The sequence below is a fragment of the Hymenobacter sp. YIM 151858-1 genome, assembly GCF_025979705.1.
In the GTDB taxonomy this organism is placed as follows: domain Bacteria; phylum Bacteroidota; class Bacteroidia; order Cytophagales; family Hymenobacteraceae; genus Solirubrum.
The window spans coordinates 3273586-3291103 of sequence record NZ_CP110136.1 but is presented as its reverse complement, the minus strand read 5'-3'; the positions used below and the strand labels follow the sequence as shown (position 1 = coordinate 3291103).

Below are 17518 nucleotides of genomic sequence, written 5' to 3'. Positions count from 1 at the left end.
ATCACGAGCCCACGCCCGAGCCGCGCATCGAGCCGGCGCCGTCGTCGGGGTGGCCGTCGCCGTAGCTATCCGAGGCGGCGCTGGTGTTCGTCCAGGAAGCGGGGCCGCCGGCATTGCTCTGACCACCCATGGTAGGCTGCTGGGCGCTGCCGCCGCTGGCCCCGGTGCCGGCCGAGGCCGTGGCGCCCTGGTACGAGCGGGCCGGTTGCTCTTGCTGCAAGCCATGGCCGGCGTGCTGATGGCCGTTGCCGGCCTCTACCGGAATGTCGGTGGCCTGCTGGCCCATGCGGTCCGATACCTGGCCGGTTTGCAGGTTGTTTTGCTGCGGCTGGCGGCCGCGTATCTCCACCTGGTGGCGCATGGTTTTCTGCTGATCCTTGGGCACGGTAATGTGCAGCACCCCGTCTTCGAACGTAGCCTCAATGCCTTGGCCGTTGGCTACATCGGGCAGCTGAAAAGTGCGCTGAAACGAGCCGTACTGGCTTTCCATCATGTGGTAGCGGCGGTCATTGCGTTCGTTTTGCATGCGCCGCTCGCCCGAAATCGACAGCCGGCCCTGCTGAAACTCCACCTTGATGTCTTCGCGCTTCAGGCCCGGCAACGATGCCTCGATTTCGTAGCCCTGCTCGGTTTCGTACGCATCCACGTGGGGCATAAAGGAGTTCATGCGCCCGCGCGTGTTCAACGAGTCGTTGAAGAAACGGTCCAGCATCGACGAGAAGCTCTGCGGCATCATGTCGCCGAACGAGTCGGAATAACGTTGAATAGCCATGGTACTTAGCGTTTTGGGTTGGAAGGATGACAACAATGAAACTCCGGCGCGGTACGGGCTCGGCAGCTTGAGTACCACCGGAGCGGCTGTTTTGTTTCCTGGCAAAGTGCTTTCCAAACGATAAATAGTGCCACGGTGTCAGGGCGAGTGTACAACCTGACGGTGCTACGCTGCCGGGGCGTCAGGGCAGGCTACGCCGGCAGCTGGAAATGCGGGTTCTGGATGATACCGAACAAGTTACCGGAGGGGTCTTGCACGGTACCGAGCAGAATGCCACTGCCTACGTCGCGCACCGCTTCGTGCGGGCTGGCCCCTAGGTCGAGCAGGCGTTGGTAAGCCTGGTGGGCATCGGCCACGCCCCAGTACGCCACGGGCCCGCCCTGGCCGCCCGCGGGGCCGTCGGGGTCGAGGCCCAGCTCGTAGCCGCCCACGTTGTAGCCCACGTAAAACGGCTCATCGAAATAAGGCTCCTGGCCCAGCACCTGGCTGTACCACTGTTTGGCGCGGGCCAGGTCGCCCACGGGGTACACCACCGTGCGTAATCTCTGAATCATAAAGTAAGTAATGCGCTTGAGCAGCCAACCGTAGGCTACCGCCCCAAAGTAATAGCCTGAGCCCATGCTTGGCGCACGGCCGCCGCTTACTTTTATGGTTTGCTCCGTTGCTGCTGGGCTGCAAGGCCACGCCGGCCACCTAGGGCCGCGCACATGGCCGCGGAGCGCCCCACGTAGTTGCAGCCGCACCCCTCCGCTATGGCCGATAAACGCAAAGCCGCACTGGGCTTCATTTTCGTTACCCTGCTCATCGATGTTATCGGCTTCGGCATCATCATTCCGGTACTGCCCGACCTGATTCGGCAGCTCACGGGCGGCAGCATCAGCGAAGCCGCCCAGTACGGGGGCTGGCTGGTATTTGCCTTTGCCGTGATGCAGTTCTTGTTTTCGCCGGTGTTGGGCAACCTCTCCGACCAGTACGGGCGCCGGCCGGTGCTGCTGATTTCGCTTTTCGGTTTCGGGCTCGATTACCTGCTGCTGGCGTTTGCGCCGAGCATTACGTGGCTGTTTGTGGGGCGCCTGATTGCGGGCGTTACCGGCGCCAGCATGACCACCGCCACCGCGTACATAGCCGATGTAAGCCCGCCCGAGGAGCGGGCCCAAAATTTCGGGATGGTGGGCGCGGCCTTCGGTCTGGGCTTCATTATCGGGCCGGTAATTGGCGGCGTGCTGGGCGAGCTGGGGCCCCAGGTGCCCTTTCTGGCCGCGGCGGGGCTCACCTTTGTCAACTGGCTCTACGGCTACCTGGTGCTGCCCGAGTCGCTGAAGCCCGAAAACCGCCGGCCTTTCGAGCTGCGGCGGGCCAACCCTGTCGGCTCGTTGCGGCAGCTGCAGCGCTACCCCGTGGTGCTGGGGCTGGTGGGCTCGTTGGTTTTCATTTACATCGCGGCCCACGCCACGCAAAGCACGTGGTCGTACTACACCATGCAAAAGTTCGGCTGGAACAAGGCGTGGGTGGGCTACTCCCTAGGTGCCGTGGGGCTGATGGTGGCCTTGGTGCAGGGCGTGCTCATCCGCTACCTCAACCCCCGTCTGGGCGCCGCACGCGCCATTTACCTGGGTATGGCGCTGTACGCGGTGGGCTTTGCCTTGTTCGCGTTTGCCACCCAAGGCTGGATGATGTTCGTGTTTCTGGTGCCGTATTGCCTGGGTGGCATTGCCGGCCCGGCGCTGCAAGGGCTGATTTCGTCGCAGGTGCCCGCCAACGAGCAAGGCGAGCTGCAGGGCGGCCTAACCAGCCTGGTAAGCGTTACCTCCATCATCGGCCCGCCCCTGATGACCAACCTGTTTGCTTACTTCACCGGGCCCCAAGCGCCCGTTTACTTTCCGGGGGCGCCGTTCCTGACCGGGGCCGTGCTCACGGTTATCAGCGTATTGCTGGCCCGGCGTTCGTTGCGCCACCACCTGCCCCAGCCGGTGCCCGCCGAGCAGGTACCGGCGCAGTAGGTTTGGCCGCACCGTTGCGCCACCTTTGCCGCTCTGCTTACCCCGACCTAACCGCGTTATGCTGCACCTACGCCGCGCCACCGCCGCCGATTTGCCGGCCATCCTGAACATCGTACGCCGCGTGGTGCCGCTGATGCAGGCCGCGGGTAATTTTCAGTGGGAAGCCGATTACCCCAACGCGGCGGTGTTTCGGGCCGATATCGAGCGGGAACAGCTGTGGGTGGCCGAGCTAAGCGGCCAAATAGCGGGCGTGGCCGCTCTCACCACCGACCAAGACCCCGAGTACGCCCAGGCCGATTGGGATGCTGCCGAGCCGGCCGTGGTTACGCACCGCCTGGCCGTGGCGCCGGAGGCGCAGGGCAAAGGCATTGCGGCTGCTTTGCTGTTGCAGGCCGAGCAATTGGCCGCCGAGTGGGGGCTGCGCAGCCTGCGCGTCGATACCAATTCGGAGAACAAGGCCACGCAGCGGCTGTTCCCGAAGCTGGGCTACCGGTTTGCGGGCGAAATAACGCTGGCTTTCCGGCCGGGCCTACGCTTTTACTGCTACGAAAAGCGCCTAGGTACCACAGCGGGCTAAGCCGCTGCCACCACCTCGAAAGCCAGATCGAGGCAAATGGTTTCGATGGCTTCTGCGCCGCTGTTGGCAATCAGGTACAGGCAGTCGTCGCAGCCACCGCCGTACACGCGGCCCTGCGCATCCATGAGCAACAACAGATCTTCGGCGTAGGCCTGCCCAATCACCGTGAAGCCGCCCGCACCTAGGCGCGTCATGCAATCGTTCAGTACCTGCGAGCTGGCGTGGCTGGCCAAAGCCTGCGCCACGTTGAAATGCAGGGTGGTAACGCTGCCGTCGGAGCGCAGAAAGCGCAGCAGCAAGCCGCCAAACTCGCTCAGAAAGCGCTGCGCAGGCTCTTGCCACGGAAACTTGTTTGCCCGAATGGCGGCCGCGTAACGGTGCGTATCCACGCTTCTGCCCCTGTACCAACCTGCCTCTTGCAGCAGATGCAGGACTTCATCCGAAAAGCTAGTCATTCTGTTTCTGCGTCTCCTTGAGGTTTAGCTAGATAGCTAATATAGCGGAAGAATTTATTACGCAACTATCCGGGGGCGCCAGTTGCGTAATAAATTATTGGGTGGGCACTCCGCCGGGTGCCTAGCTCGAAGCCCCAAACCACTTCAGCAGGCCGCGGCTCATCTCGCGCAGGCGAATCCAGTACGAGGCCGACTGCGGCTCGATGGCCGGCGAGTCTGGCATGGATTGCCCCGTTTGGGTGCGCTCCGCATCGGCCGTCTGCATCAGGTTGGGCATGGGGCGTGCGGCCTGAGTGGTGCGCTTGGTGCGGGCCTTGGCTGCCCGGGCCAGGGGCGCTTTGGAGGCCTTGTTGCTCTTGGCCACCAACGGCGCGGCCGGCGTGGTAAACTCCAGCACGGGGTTGCCCTCCAGGGCGTACACGGGGTGCTGCCCGGTGGCCTCGCTCTGGTTGTACTCCACCAGGCGCGCGTAGTAGGTTTTGCCGGGTTGCAGGCCCCGTACGGTTACGGCGCTATCGGGGCCGGCGGCCACTACCGAGCCCTGGCCCAGAATGGCGCCCCGGCCCAGCGTGGCATCGGCTACGTAGTTGGTGCCATCCTGCGGCAGCTCGCGTACGGGGCTTTTTTCTTGCAGCACCAGCAGGCGGCCGCTGCCGTTGCCCTTGCTCCAGGTAAGGCGGGCCGTGTTGGCGCTCAGGCTGGCCACGCGCAGCTGGCTGGCGTTCTGCTCCGGCGGAAACAAATCGTAGCTGGGCCAGGCGTTGGTGCCGTTGATGCACTCCCAGCCGAGCTCCTCCAGGTCGTTCCAGAAGCGGTTGGTGGTGGAGCGGCTGTTCAGCAGAATGGCCCAGGTGTAGCCCGAGGCCGTGCGCACCACGCAACTGGCCGTGCCATCGAGCGAGCCGGTGTGCCACCAGGTAGTGCGGTCTTTGTTCACGAGCCAGCCTTTGGCGTAGCGCCGGTTGGGCTCGTGCGAGGTCGTCATGGTATCGAGGGTGGCGGGCAGCAGCAGGTCGGGGCGCGTGGGCGAGCCATCAATGGCCAGCACCAGCCGCACCAAGTCGCGCGCCGAAAACAGCCAGCCGCCGTGGGCTTTCATGGCTTCCAGGTTCCAGCCGCCGTAGGGGTAGGGCACGCGCTTGCCCGTGCCGTAGCACGATTCGCGGGTGTCTTTGCTGAAGTACTCGGCTTCGCGTTCCAGCTTATCGGCCAGCAGGTTGCGCCCCAGGTGGGCTTCGCTGACGCCGGTAGGCTCAAGGATGTGGCGGCGCACCCAGGCTTCGTAGGGCTGGCCCGTAACGCGCTCGATGATTTTGCCCAGCACGAGGTAGCCGATGTTGGAGTAGGCAAAGCGGCTGCCGGGCGTAAAGTTGAGGCCCTTGCCCAACAGGTAGCGCACCAGCGTGGAGTCGGGCACGGGGTTGGGCACCAGCATGGCCGCGGCCACGTGCAGCGGAAAGTCGATGGGGTCGGAGCTGCTGAAGCCGTCGACGCCGGCGTTGCGGTTCCAGCCGGCGGTGTGCTCGAGCAGCTGCTGCACCGTGATGTCGTAGATGCGCGCGTCCTCGATTACGCCGGTATAATAAGGCGTGTTGAGGTAGCCCTCGGGGCCAAACGCTTTGTGCGAGAGCTGCAGCTGCCCGTCTTCCACCAGTTTCATGATGGCCACGGCCGTTACCGGCTTCGATACGCTGGCCACCCGCAGCAAGTGCGAGGGTTGCATTAATTCGGTACGCTCCAGGTTGGCGTGGCCGAAGCCGCGGGAGTATACCAGCTTGCCGTGGCGGCTGATGGCCACCGTGGCACCTGGTATTTTCCAGCGTTGCATAAAGTGCTGCACCGCCGCATCGCACTGCGCCAACTCCGGTTCCGAAACCCCTGTTTGCGCCACCGCCGCCAGCGACCAAAGCCCCAGCAGCACCGTAAGCCACTTCTTCACTAATCCCGCTCCGAGTAAACGTTTTACAAACTTATTGGCGGCTTCTGTTCAGGTAATGAGCCGTTTAACAAGTTTATTATATAATTCCGGGATTGTGGTAATAGCTTTAAAGGATAAAATTGTAAGTTTTAAAGCATCTTATTGGTGCTATATAATATTGGATTCCATATAGTTGAGCTTCGGGAAAAGATGTGGTTGCCGCCGGTGGCGCGTAGTGGTGGCGGTAGGGTTATCCCTAGGTGCTGCCGGGGCTGCGCAGCCCCGGCAGCACCTAGGGCTTAGCCGCGCCAGCGGCCAAACTTGCCCGCCTGGTAATCGTGGTAGGCCTGCTCAATTTCCTGCGGCGTGTTCATCACAAAGGGGCCGTAGGCTACAATGGGCTCGTTGAAAGGCTGGGCGTGGCCGAGCAGCACCACCGCATCGGTAAGCGCTTCGAGCTGCAGCTCGTCGCCGTCGTGGTTGAACTCCAGCAGGCGCAGCGCTTCGGTTTCGTGGCAGTTCACGCGCAGCTTGCCGCGCACCGTGTAAAAGAAAATCGTGTGCTCGGCCGGAATCGGGAGGTTGAGCTTGCCCCCGGCGCGCAGCACGGCCCAGGCCAGGGCAACGGGCGCCAGCGGCTGCACGGCGCCCGCGGTGCCGGCCCACTCGCCCGATACGGCGTGCAGCGTAACGCGGCCTTCGCCAAGAGTAACCTGCGGAATATCGGGGGCTTGCAGGCCGATGTAGCGCGGCGCCGTCATCTTGTGCTTGGCCGGGAGATTTACCCACAGCTGCAGAATTTCGAGCGGGCCGCCCTGGCGCTTAAACGCCTCCGACGACACCTCGGCGTGAATCAGCCCCGAGCCGGCCGTCATCCACTGAATACCGCCCGCGTTGATCACGCTTTCGTGCCCGCCGGTGTCCTTGTGCATGATGTCGCCCTCCAGAATAAACGTTACCGTTTCGAAGCCGCGGTGCGGGTGCGGGCCAAAGGGCAAGCCGCGGTTGTTGGGCGGGTAGGTTTGCGGCCCGTGGTGGTTCAGAAACAAAAACGGATCGAGGTGCTCGACGGATTGCGTGGGCAGCGCCCGGTACGTTATCAGGTCGTCGATGGGGGCGCTTTGGGCGCGGTGCTGTTGTTTGATGGAGCGCATGGCTAAGCAAATAGGGGTGAGGGCAACCTAGGGCGAGCCGCCGCCCGGGAGCAGCAAAGTGGTAGTACAACCGGCGGGCCGTCCGGGTTTTCGGTGGGGGCTGGGGGCGCGCGGGCATCGGGGGATGCTGCCTACCTTTGCCGCCCATCTGCCGCTCATCTCTTGCTATGACTTCGCCCACTACGAGCAGTTTCCTGGACCTTGCCTACCGCCCCGATTTGCACCTGGTGGTGGGCCGCTGGCTGCGCCAGGCCAGCCTGCCCGAGCTCAAGCAGGGCTACCTCGATATGCTCGAGCTGGCCGCTGTGCACCAATGCCCCTACTGGCTGCTCGACGCCCGCCGGCGCATCGATACCGATAAAGAGGCAATGCACTGGATGCTCGACACGTTTACCCCGCAGCTGCCGCTGCGGCTGGGCGGGCAACGCTCGTTTCTGGCCTACCTGGTGGCGCCGCTGCACCTGCGCGACGCCGCCTCGGGCGAAAACTTTCCGCCCGCCAGCTTTTTCGACGATAAACCCTACCTGGCCGACCGCTTTACCGACGAGGCCGATGCCGTGGCCTGGCTGCTTGGCTGCCAGCCCCAGCCGCGCACCTAGGGCCGCCCGCAACCAACGGGCGGGCGCGGCGGTTTAAGCTGCCTGTACCCGCTTTCCCCGATGGTTTTGCTATGACGGTAGCCTTGTTTTCGCCGCTTACGCTGCGCGGCCTAACCCTGAAGAATAGAATTGCCGTGTCGCCGATGTGCCAGTACAGCAGCCTCGACGGCTTCAGCAACGACTGGCACCTGGTGCACCTGGGCAGCCGCGCCGTGGGCGGGGCCGGCCTCATCATCATCGAGGCTACGGCCGTATCGCCTGAGGGCCGCATCACCCCCGACGACCTGGGCATTTGGCAGGACGAGCACGTGCCCGGCCTGCAGCGCCTTACCGCCTTTATGGAGGCCCAAGGCGCCTTGCCCGGCATTCAGCTGGCCCACGCCGGGCGCAAAGCCAGCCACAGCAGCCCCTGGAAAGGCGGCGCGGTGGTGCCCCCCGGCCAGGGCGGCTGGCCCACGGTAGCGCCCAGCGCCGTGCCCTTCGGCCCCGAGGAGCCCGCGCCCCTTGCGCTCGACCTAGGCGGCATCGAGCAGGTAAAGGCCGATTTTCGGGCCGCTACGTTGCGGGCCCTCGATGCGGGCTTCCGGGTGATTGAGCTGCACGCCGCGCACGGCTACTTGTTCCACGAGTTTTTGTCGCCGCTGAGCAACCAGCGCACCGATGCCTACGGCGGCTCGTTCGAAAACCGCATTCGGCTGTTGGTAGAAGTGGCCGAAGACACCCGCCAGCTGCTGCCCGACGAGTACCCGCTGCTCGTGCGCATTTCGGCTACCGACTGGACCGAGGGCGGCTGGACGGCCGACGACTCGGTGGCCCTGGCGCAGGTGCTCAAAACCAAAGGCGTCGATTTGATTGACTGCTCCACGGGTGGCAACGTGCCCACGGCCGCTATTCCCGTTGGGCCGAACTACCAGGTGCCGTTTGCCGAGCGCATCCGGCGCGAGGCCGGTATTGCCACCGGTGCCGTGGGCCTGATTACCACCGCCGCCGAGGCCGAGCAGATTGTAGCCAGCGGCCAGGCCGATCTGGTGCTGCTGGGTCGCGAGCTGTTGCGCGACCCGTATTTCCCGCTGCACGCCGCCGAAGAGCTGGGCGCCGAGGTGGAGTGGCCGGCGCAGTACCTGCGCGCCAAACCGCGCCGGCGGTAGGCCGCAAGTGCCGTTGTTTTCCCTGTTATCCTGACGCAGGAAGGACCTCATCACGCCCGAACGACCTGAGTAAAAGAACGTCATGTCGAGCTTGTCGCGACATCTCGCGTGCCGATGTCAGATAGAAATTACTATCCGGCGAGATGTCTCGGCAAGCTCGACATGACAACGAACTGAAGTAGTTGTTCGGCCGTGATAAGATCCTGCGCTCGGCACAGGATGACGGGTGGTGTCTGGTATTACAGTTCGTTCTTGCAAACGCGAGCTACAAAGGCAGCAAGACAGCGCCCGGCCTGCGCTGCGCGGTACTAATACCGCTCAATGTCAAACGCATTCAAAATCTGCAGCATCATATCGGCGGCGGCGGGGCTGCGCTTGTAGCGGGCCTCAAACTCGGGCGCGGTTTGCAGCTTGCCCAGGTACTGCACAAAGGCGCTGGCCTGCAGGTGTTGCACGGCGGTGCGCAGCTCCTCGCGGCGCAGGCTGCGCAGCCATTGGGCATAGGCAGGCGTAATGCGCTGGGCTTTGGCACGTTGGCACAGGGCGGTGCACTCGCGCAGTAGCGGAGCCTCGGCAGCGGCAGTAGCGGGCTGGGCCATCAGGCGCTTCATCAGGCCGGCGGCGGCATCGGCAGCGGTCAGAAATTCCTGTTCGGGGCTGTTGGTTGCGGCCTGCGTTGCGGTGGCAGGTGCTTGTGCCCAAGCTGCCGGCGCAGCACCTAGGGTAGCGAATAGGGCGAAAGAGATACAAAGGAGCTTACGCACGACGTCAACAAAGGGCAGGTGAAGGCCGCAAGTTACGCACTAGCTGCCGGGCCCTAGGTGCGGCGGGCGCTGGCAGGGCCGAACAGCGGCCGGCAACCGGGCATGCAGCCTAACTTACGCAACCCAAGTCTTTGCCTCGCCCCAAGGGGTGCCTTCCATCCCTGCACAGTCCCCCATGAAACATCAATTAGCGCTTACACGCGCCGTGGCGGCCGCCTCGGTGCTGGCTTTGGCGGGTTGCGCCGCCAGCAACCCGGCCGGCAATGCCCCCGCCGCTGCGGCCAACAACGCCGGTACGGCCACGGCCGCGGCCAGCACCGAGCCCGAAATCAAGGGGCGCAGCATCAACCCCGCCGATATCGACCGCTCCGTGTCGCCGTGCGAAGACTTCTTCCAGTACTCGGGCGGCGTGTGGCTCAAGAGCAACCCTATTCCGTCGTACGCCTCGAGCTGGGGCCCGCGCAACCTGCTGCAAGACCGCAACCAGGCCCTGATGCGGCAGATTCTGGAGGAGGCGGCCGCCAACAAGAGCGCGCCGAAAGGCACGAACCTGCAGAAGGTGGGCGACTTCTACGCCTCGGCCATGGACACCACAGCCATCGAAGCGGCGGGCCTGAAGTACCTGCAGCCCGAGCTGGCCCGCATCAGCGCCATCAAAGACCTGAAAGGCCTGCAATCGGCCATGGCCCGGCAGAAGATGTTGCAGGTAGGCAGCTACTTCCGCACCGGCGTCGAAATCGACGACAAGAACTCGACGCAGTACATCGTGGGCATGAACCAGGGCGGCCTAACGCTGCCTGACCGCGACTACTACCTCAAAGACGACGCACGCTCCAAGAACATCCGCGAGGCGTACCGCACCTACCTGCGCAATATGTTTAAGCTGCTCGGCGACAACGAGGCCACGGCCGAGAAAAACGCCGCTGCCGTGGAACGCATCGAAACGCGCCTGGCCAAGGCCTCGCGTACCCGCGTGGAGCTGCGCAACCCCGAGGCCAACTACAACAAAATGACGGTGGCCGCCGCGGCCAAGCGCTACCCCAACCTCGATTTGCCGCGCCTGCTCGCGGAGCTGCAGCTCAGCACCGCCAAGGAGGTAAACGTAGGCCAGCCGGCGTTCTTCGACGAGCTGAACACCACGCTGAAGGCCGAACCCCTAGGTGACCAGAAGACCTACCTGCGCTGGCACCTGGTGCGCTCGGTAGCGGGCGCGCTGCCCAAAGCGTACGTCGACGAAACGTTCCGCTTTTCGCAAGTGCTCGGCGGGGCCAAAACCCAAACGGTGCGCTGGAAACGCATGCTGGCCTCGACGGACGCTACGCTGGGCGAAGCTTTCGGCGAGCTGTACGTAGCCAAGGCTTTCTCGCCCGAGGCCAAAGCCAAGGCGCTGGAGATGGTGAATAACATCAAGGCGTCGATGGCCGACCACATTCGCTCGAACACCTGGATGAGCGAACCAACGAAGCAGGAGGCGTTGAAAAAGCTGAACGCGCTGCGCGTGAAGATTGGCTACCCCGACGTGTGGAAGGACTACTCGGCGCTGACGATTTCGCGCGAGTCGTACCTCAAAAACGTGCTGGCCGCCCGTGAGTGGGAGTACAAGGACAACGCGCAGAAGCTCGGCAAACCCATCGACCGCAACGAGTGGGGCATGACGCCGCCCACCGTGAATGCCTACTACAACCCGCCCATGAACGAAATTGTGTTTCCGGCCGGGTACCTGCAGCCGCCCTTCTTCGACCCGGAAGCCGATGATGCCGTGAACTACGGCGCTATTGGCGGTGTAATCGGCCACGAAATCACGCACGGTTTCGACGACCAGGGCCGCCAGTACGACTCGCAAGGCAACCTGCGCGACTGGTGGACCAAGGAAGACGCCGCCGAGTTTACCAAGCGCGCTGCCGTGGTGGGCACGCAGTACGACGCCTTCTCGCCGCTCGACTCGGTGCACGTAAACGGCAAGCTGACCATGGGCGAGAACCTGGCCGACTTTGCCGGCCTGACGGTGGTGTACGGCGCCCTGCAAAAACAGCTGCAGCAGAAATACGGCAGCAACCCGCGCCCGAAAATCGACGGCTTTACGCCGGAACAGCGCTTTTTCCTGGCGTGGGCGCAGCTGCGCCGCACCAACATCCGGCCCGAAGCTTTGCGTCAGCAAATCCTCACTGACCCACACTCGCCGGGGCAGTACCGCACCATCGGCCCGCTGATGAACATGCCGCAGTTCTACGAAGCTTTTGGCTGCCAACCCGGCCAGAAAATGGTGCGCGCCGAAGCCGAGCGAGCCAAAATATGGTAAGCAGCTGAGCCGCTGATAAAAACGCAAGAAAAGCAGCCTGAAATTGCCAGGCTGCTTTTTTGTTGCCCGGTTGCTTGCCAGGTTGTGCTATAAAACCCAGCATTAATACCGAACTTAGGAGCGCGCCGCTTTTGCCCCATCGGAAGCGGCGCGCTTTTCCCCGTTCGTTCACTGTTGTCAGTACCCCGCATGACAAACAACAAGTACCTGCTGCTGGCTGCCAGCGCATTGGCCGGCTTCCTGGGTGCCTGCGCCTCCAGCAGCTCCACCCAAACGGCCGCCACCACCCCCACGGCGGCCACGGCTACCGCCACTACTACCGAGCAGCCCAGCGTGCCCGGCGTCGGCCTCGATGTAGCCACCATCGACAAGTCGGTGTCGCCGTGCGACAACTTCTTCCAGTACGCCTCGGGCACCTGGCTGAAGAACACGCCCATTCCGGCCGCCGAAACTTCGTGGGGTTCCTGGAACACGCTCATCGATAAGAATCAGGCTTTGATGCGGCAGATTCTGGAGGAAGCCGCGGCGAACAAGAGTGCGCAGAAGGGCACGAACCTGCAGAAGGTGGGCGACTTCTACGCCTCGGCCATGGACACGGCCGCCATCGAGGCGGCGGGCCTGAAGTACCTGCAGCCCGAACTCGCCCGCATCAGCGCCATCAAAGACCTGAAAGGCCTGCAAACGTCGTTGGCGCGCCAGCAGATGCTGCAAACGCGCTCGGTATTTGGCCTAGGTGTAAACCAAGACCGCAAGATCAGCACCCAGTACGCGGTGTACCTCTCGCAAGGCGGCCTCACGCTGCCCGACCGCGACTACTACCTAAAGGAGGATGCGCGTTCCAAAGCTATTCGTTCGGCCTACAACACCTACCTGACGAACACCTTTAAGCTGCTCGGCGACAACGAGGCCACGGCCCGCAAAAACGCCGAAACAGTGATGCGCCTCGAAACGCGCCTGGCAAAGGCCTCGAAGGACCGCGTAGCCCTGCGCGACCCCTACGCCAACTACAACAAAATGACGGTGGCCGAAGCCGACAAGCAGTTCGGCAACTTGGCCATTCCGGCGGTGCTGCAGCAAGTAGGCTTGGGTTCGGCGAAGGAGGTAATTGTGGGCCAGCCCGACTTCTTTAAGGATGCCAGCGCTGCCCTGAAGGCCGAGCCGCTGAGCGACTGGAAAACCTACCTGCGGTGGCACCTCACCTCGAGCATGGCTTCGGCGTTGCCCAAGGCGTATGTCGATGAGTCGTTCCGCTTCCAGCAGGTGCTCACGGGCGCCAAGCAGCAGCAACCCCGCTGGAAGCGTATGCTGCGCTCCACGGATGCCTCCTTGGGCGAGGCGTTCGGCCAGCTGTACGTCGACCGCGCTTTTACGCCCGAAACCAAGCAGAAGGCGCTGGAAATGGTGGGCCACATCAAAGAGGCCATGGCCGAGCACATTCAGCAGCTCGAGTGGATGAGCCCCGCCACCAAGCAGGAAGCCCAGAAGAAGCTGAACTCCTTCACGGTAAAAATCGGCTACCCCGACAAGTGGAAGGACTACTCGGCCCTCACCATCTCGCGCGAGTCGTACCTGAAAAACGTAATTGCCGCCCGCGAATGGGAGTACAAGGATAACGTGCAGCGCTACGGCAAGCCCATCGACCGCTCGGTGTGGGGCATGACGCCGCCCACCGTAAACGCCTACTACAACTCCTCGCTCAACGAGATTGTGTTCCCGGCCGGCATCATGCAGCCGCCCTTCTTCGACCCCAAAGCCGATGATGCCGTGAACTACGGCGGCATGGGCGCGGTAATCGGCCACGAAATCACGCACGGTTTCGACGACCGCGGCCGCCAATCGGATGCCGAGGGCAACCTGCGCGACTGGTGGACCAAGGAAGACGCCGCCGAATTTCAGAAGCGTGCCGATTTGGTGGGCGCCCAGTACTCTGCCTTTCAGCCGCTCGACTCGGTGTTCGTGAACGGCAAGCTGACCATGGGCGAAAACCTCGCCGACTTCGGCGGCACGGCCCTGGCTTACTCGGCCTTGCAAAAGCAGCTGAAGCAGAAGTACCCCAACGGCAACGCGCCCCGCTACGACGGCTTTACGCCGGAGCAGCGCTTCTTCCTGGCCTGGGCGCAGGTGTGGCGCACCAGCATGCGCCCCGAGGCCCTGCGCCAGCAAGTACTCACCGATCCGCACTCGCCGGCGCAGTTCCGCGTGAACGGCCCGCTCATGAACATGCCGGAATTCTACCAGGCGTTCGGCTGCAAAGAGGGCGACAAAATGGTGCGCCCGCAGGCCACGCGCGCCAAGGTGTGGTAGGGCTTGCCCAGCCCTCCTAGCCCCTCCCCGAAACAAAAAGCCCGCCCTAGGTACCTAGGGCGGGCTTTTTGTTTCGGTGGAGCAGGCAGGGGTCAGGCGGCGGCTTCTTCCTCGCGCACGCCCAGCAGCGAGCTGTGGTAGCGGGCTTCTTTCCAGGCGTTGCCCACTTTTTTCCAGACGATGGTGCTCAGGCACGAGAAGCGCAGGCGCTTGCCGTTGTGCACCAGCATCTGGTCGAAATCGACGACGCTGTAGCCCATTTCGGCGGTTTTTACGGCTTGGTAGCCGGTTATCTCCGACCAGGTGCGGGCGTCCATGGCGTCGAGCTGCCCAAACAGGTTGCGGAACCAGCTTTCCCACTCGGCCCGGTTGCGGATGACGAGTGTGCCGCCCTCGGCGTTGATGTCGACGATGCCGAAATCATCGTCGCACAGGGCCGCCAGGGGCTCAAAGGCGTGGTCGCGCACGTTGTCGAACAGCTGCTGCGTTTCCGCGAAAAACGGCTTGTCGTTCATGGCTGATGGCGTAGCGCTACCTAGGGTGTTACATTACCGATGAGTAGCTGGGCGGCGCCACCTTCACGGCCGATTCGCTGCGGGCAATGCCGTATACCACCAGGCCAAAGCCGATTTTGTTGATGGCGTCGCCGATGTTGTAGAACAGGTCGAGGTCTTGGGGGCGCAGCAGGCCCGCGCCATCGGGCCCCAGCCAGCCGCCGGGCATGGCCATGTAGCCAATGGGGTAAATGGCCCAGCCCACCAGCACGAACCACGCCAGCGCCCGCACGCCCCGCTGCACCGCCTCGGAGCGCGAGGCCGCCGCCAGCTGCGCTACCTCGCCGGCCCAGGCCGAGTACAGGATGTACACGTAGCCCACCGTGGAAAGCGTGCCCCACAGCACCGAGTGGCGCATCGAGCCGTCGGTAAAGGCCTCGCCGATGTAGCCGCACACCAGCATCACGAGGGCCGCTGCAATCAGCTTATACAGCAGCGAAGTTTTGGCCCCGGCGGCGCGCACCAGCAGGTAAAACTCCACCACCATCAGCGGCACGGTCAGCGTCCAGTCGATGTAGCGCAGGGCAATGGGCGTGGCGCGCGTGGTTACGTAGTAGTCGCGCATGTAGTAATAGTGCACCGCCGCAATGCCCGTTACCAGGCCCGAAATCAGCAGCGAGGTCTTCCACTTTTTGTCGACGGTGCTGCGCTCGAAAAAGAAAAACACGGCCGCCGCAAACATGGCCATGTACCCGGTGAAGAACGTGAAAGCTACCGGATCGTCGACCGGTATTTCCATGACATCAAGCAACAAGGTTTTCATAGTGAAAGAGGTTGAGTTGAAGGTCACACATATAATATATCTGATATAAGATTTGTTTAAACTTTGATATATAAAATTTAAACAAAAAATTCTCAGATACCAGCCATGCGCCTGGGCCGGCCCTAGGTGCCTTGGGCCGGCGCCAACCAGGCTACCGGCGGCCGACCCCGGGCCGGGCTGCTGCGTATAGCCCCGAGGTACTTTTATCTGCCTCCGCCATGCCCCTGCACCGCCAGCTTGTCGAAAAGCTCAGCAAAACCTACGAGCCCAGCAGCACCCTCCACGACCGTTTTCGCGGCCTCGATATCACCTTCGTTACCAACGACCTGGGCGAGCCGGTTACGCTGTTTATCGGCCAGCGCCGGCCCGATGGCGCCATTGCCGGCGAGCGGTACGTGCGCACCATTAAGCGCGTGCCCGGCAGCCAGCAGGTGCAGGCCAGCCACTGGGATTTGAAGGGCCGGGTAACGCGGGCCTAGGTGTTGCGGCGGCGTTCGGCGCATGGCACCCTGCAGGGTTGCGGCAGCCGGCCAACAACGGCATGGTGCCGCACAATGTGCAGCCAGGCAGGGCGTTATGCTGGTGTATTTGCTTATCATTCATCACCACTACACCTCTATCGCCATGATGAAACCATTGTTGGGCCGCGCGCTACGCGTGGCGCTTGTTGCATTGCCGGTGCTGTTGGGCGCGGCCCCAAGTTCGGCGCAGCAAAATCCGGCGCCGAGCGGCGGATTTATGGCGCTGTTTCGGCCCAGGTACGAGCCCGCGACGCTGCCCCGCAAGGCCGTGTACTTTATCGACGGCCAGCTGTCCGAGCACACGGCCGCTACCCAACTGGCCCCCGACGCCATTGACGAAATCAGCGGCGTGCGCGACGCGGACGCAGCGGCCCTGTTGCAGCGCGAAGGGCTGAGCAGCAGCTTGCTATGGCCCATGTCGCCGGTGGTGGTGCTCATTACTACCCGGCAAAACGCCGAGCAGCCGGCCGTGCGCGCCTTCGTGGCCCGCCACCGGCCGGCTACTCATCCGGGGCTTGATGCGCAGCGGTATGCGTACACCAAACAGCTCTACAATAAACTACTAACCGGGCAGCCCCTGACCGAGCAGGAGCTGGCCGGGCGCCTGCTCTACATCGATCAGCAGGCAGCCACGCCGGAGCAGCTGCGCGCCCTAACCGCCGCGCGCTTCAAGGGCGTGGCCGTAATGGCTGGCCACCCCGAGCTGCTGCAAACCTACGGCGAGCGAGGCCGCAACGGCATTATTCGGGTGTACACGCGGTAGCCGGCCAGCAGTAACTTTTGCGAATTGCACCTAGGCCAACCGCCCGGCGGCGTGCAGCCAGTCCATGATGATCTGATCGACGGGCGACACGCGGGGGCGGTCGTGGTAGCGGAGCCACACCACCTCCTCGATTTCGGCGGCGGGCTGCAGGGTGCCCTGGTAGCGGGCGGCGTAGCACGTCATCTGCACCCGAATGCCGCTGGCGTGGCCGTGGGCCTGCGCCGTAAAGGTGCCTAGGTGCTGCAGGCTCTCGGGGTCGAGGTCAACGGTCAGCTCCTCCTTGATTTCGCGCAGCAGCGTTTGGGCGTCGGTTTCGCCGGGCTCGCGCTTGCCACCGGGGAAGTAGTAGCAGTCTTTGCCGCGGCTGCGGGTGCTGAGCACACGGCCCTCGGCATCGAGCAGCAGCCAGGCAATTTTGTCGATCGTCGTCATGGGGGCGAAGCGGGGTAGGGGCAGGCAAAGATACCCAGGGCGGCGCGCCCGTAGGCCGGCAGCCCAACCACCGCGCGCGGCCGGCGTACAGCTACGTAGCTGCCGGCGCAGGGCCGCGGCTCCCGATTTTTTATTCCGACCAACAACCATGAGCACCAACCCGAACCAGCCCACCAGCACCCCGAACGAAGCCGACGAGCAGAACAGCCGCCAGGAAGCCCCGCAGCAGCAGCAAACAGCCGGCGCAACCCCGCAGGGCGCCGCCGGTGCCACCGAGGTAACCCAAGGCAACATGGGCGACGGCAGCGGCCAGCGCGGGGGCTACGGCGACAGCGACCAAACCAACGGCATGGAAGGCCAGAACAACGACCCCGCCACCCTCGGCACCGACGAGCAAAGCGGCCAACGCGGCTAGGGCCCTAGGTGCCAGCTGCCCCGGCGGCCCGGTTGCCCTAGGCAGCCGGGCCGCCGTGTTTATTGGGTACCTTGCGGCGC

18 protein-coding genes are annotated in these 17518 nt (G+C 63.6%); 9 read left to right on the top strand and 9 right to left on the bottom strand.

Annotated elements, in window-relative coordinates:
• Position 1: 1 nt before the first annotated feature.
• Together OIS50_RS14550 and OIS50_RS14545 are read right to left on the bottom strand one after the other, a co-directional pair.
• Entirely contained in the window at positions 2-772 is a 771-nt protein-coding gene (locus tag OIS50_RS14550; RefSeq protein ID WP_264691362.1) for an Hsp20/alpha crystallin family protein, read from the bottom strand.
• 191 nt (positions 773-963) lie between these two features.
• On the bottom strand, positions 964-1326 hold the full coding sequence (locus tag OIS50_RS14545; RefSeq protein WP_264691361.1) for a VOC family protein: 363 nt from the start codon (positions 1324-1326) through the stop codon (positions 964-966).
• A 198-nt stretch (positions 1327-1524) separates the two neighbouring features.
• Between OIS50_RS14545 and OIS50_RS14540 the strand changes: the two genes are divergently transcribed.
• Together OIS50_RS14540 and OIS50_RS14535 are read left to right on the top strand one after the other, a co-directional pair.
• Positions 1525-2772 (top strand): TCR/Tet family MFS transporter, encoded by a 1248-nt coding sequence (locus OIS50_RS14540; protein WP_264691360.1) that lies wholly within the window; start codon positions 1525-1527, stop codon positions 2770-2772.
• 58 nt (positions 2773-2830) lie between these two features.
• Entirely contained in the window at positions 2831-3349 is a 519-nt protein-coding gene (locus OIS50_RS14535) for a GNAT family N-acetyltransferase (protein WP_264691359.1), read from the top strand.
• Here OIS50_RS14535 and OIS50_RS14530 read toward each other — a convergent pair.
• From OIS50_RS14530 to OIS50_RS14520, 3 genes are all read right to left on the bottom strand, one after another.
• Positions 3346-3804: an SUKH-3 domain-containing protein gene (locus tag OIS50_RS14530; protein WP_264691358.1), complete on the bottom strand. Its 459-nt coding sequence runs from the start codon at positions 3802-3804 to the stop codon at positions 3346-3348. The genes OIS50_RS14535 and OIS50_RS14530 overlap by 4 nt on opposite strands.
• A 121-nt stretch (positions 3805-3925) precedes the next feature.
• Positions 3926-5743 carry a serine hydrolase domain-containing protein gene (locus tag OIS50_RS14525; RefSeq protein WP_264691357.1) on the bottom strand — a complete coding sequence of 606 codons (1818 nt, stop codon included), beginning with the start codon at positions 5741-5743 and terminating at the stop codon, positions 3926-3928.
• A gap of 278 nt (positions 5744-6021) precedes the next feature.
• On the bottom strand, positions 6022-6876 hold the full coding sequence (locus tag OIS50_RS14520; protein WP_264691356.1) for a pirin family protein: 855 nt from the start codon (positions 6874-6876) through the stop codon (positions 6022-6024).
• Between the two features lie 167 nt (positions 6877-7043).
• On the opposite strand from OIS50_RS14520, the gene OIS50_RS14515 reads away from it, so the two are divergent.
• A complete protein-coding gene (locus tag OIS50_RS14515) occupies positions 7044-7475 on the top strand; it encodes a hypothetical protein (protein ID WP_264691355.1) in 432 nt (143 codons plus the stop codon).
• Positions 7476-7546: 71 nt separating this feature from the next.
• Positions 7547-8623: an NADH:flavin oxidoreductase/NADH oxidase gene (locus tag OIS50_RS14510; protein ID WP_264691354.1), complete on the top strand. Its 1077-nt coding sequence runs from the start codon at positions 7547-7549 to the stop codon at positions 8621-8623.
• 308 nt (positions 8624-8931) lie between these two features.
• Here OIS50_RS14510 and OIS50_RS14505 read toward each other — a convergent pair whose 3' ends face one another.
• Positions 8932-9387 (bottom strand): hypothetical protein, encoded by a 456-nt coding sequence (locus tag OIS50_RS14505; protein WP_264691353.1) that lies wholly within the window; start codon positions 9385-9387, stop codon positions 8932-8934.
• 175 nt (positions 9388-9562) lie between these two features.
• Here OIS50_RS14505 and OIS50_RS14500 point away from each other — a divergent pair, with 175 nt between their 5' ends.
• The gene (locus OIS50_RS14500; RefSeq protein ID WP_264691352.1) at positions 9563-11686 is read left to right on the top strand and encodes a M13 family metallopeptidase; all 2124 of its coding nucleotides are present in this window, start codon (positions 9563-9565) and stop codon (positions 11684-11686) included.
• A 189-nt stretch (positions 11687-11875) separates the two neighbouring features.
• Positions 11876-13990 carry a M13 family metallopeptidase gene (locus tag OIS50_RS14495; protein ID WP_264691351.1) on the top strand — a complete coding sequence of 705 codons (2115 nt, stop codon included), beginning with the start codon at positions 11876-11878 and terminating at the stop codon, positions 13988-13990.
• Positions 13991-14082: 92 nt separating this feature from the next.
• On the opposite strand, the gene OIS50_RS14490 is transcribed toward OIS50_RS14495, so the two are convergent.
• Together OIS50_RS14490 and OIS50_RS14485 are read right to left on the bottom strand one after the other, a co-directional pair.
• The gene (locus OIS50_RS14490) at positions 14083-14505 is read right to left on the bottom strand and encodes a nuclear transport factor 2 family protein (RefSeq protein WP_264691350.1); all 423 of its coding nucleotides are present in this window, start codon (positions 14503-14505) and stop codon (positions 14083-14085) included.
• Positions 14506-14533: 28 nt separating this feature from the next.
• Positions 14534-15307, bottom strand: a complete 774-nt coding sequence (locus OIS50_RS14485) for a bacteriorhodopsin-like (RefSeq protein WP_264691349.1) — start codon at positions 15305-15307, stop codon at positions 14534-14536.
• Between the two features lie 218 nt (positions 15308-15525).
• Here OIS50_RS14485 and OIS50_RS14480 point away from each other — a divergent pair, with 218 nt between their 5' ends.
• Both OIS50_RS14480 and OIS50_RS14475 read left to right on the top strand, forming a co-directional pair.
• Positions 15526-15786 carry a hypothetical protein gene (locus OIS50_RS14480; RefSeq protein ID WP_264691348.1) on the top strand — a complete coding sequence of 87 codons (261 nt, stop codon included), beginning with the start codon at positions 15526-15528 and terminating at the stop codon, positions 15784-15786.
• A gap of 145 nt (positions 15787-15931) precedes the next feature.
• Positions 15932-16591, top strand: coding sequence for a hypothetical protein (locus OIS50_RS14475; RefSeq protein WP_264691347.1), 660 nt, complete (start codon positions 15932-15934; stop codon positions 16589-16591).
• A 30-nt stretch (positions 16592-16621) separates the two neighbouring features.
• Here the strand turns inward: OIS50_RS14475 and OIS50_RS14470 are convergent, their stop codons facing one another.
• Positions 16622-17023: an NUDIX hydrolase gene (locus OIS50_RS14470; RefSeq protein ID WP_264691346.1), complete on the bottom strand. Its 402-nt coding sequence runs from the start codon at positions 17021-17023 to the stop codon at positions 16622-16624.
• Between the two features lie 148 nt (positions 17024-17171).
• On the opposite strand from OIS50_RS14470, the gene OIS50_RS14465 reads away from it, so the two are divergent.
• Positions 17172-17438: a hypothetical protein gene (locus tag OIS50_RS14465; RefSeq protein WP_264691345.1), complete on the top strand. Its 267-nt coding sequence runs from the start codon at positions 17172-17174 to the stop codon at positions 17436-17438.
• Positions 17439-17518 lie beyond the last annotated feature (80 nt).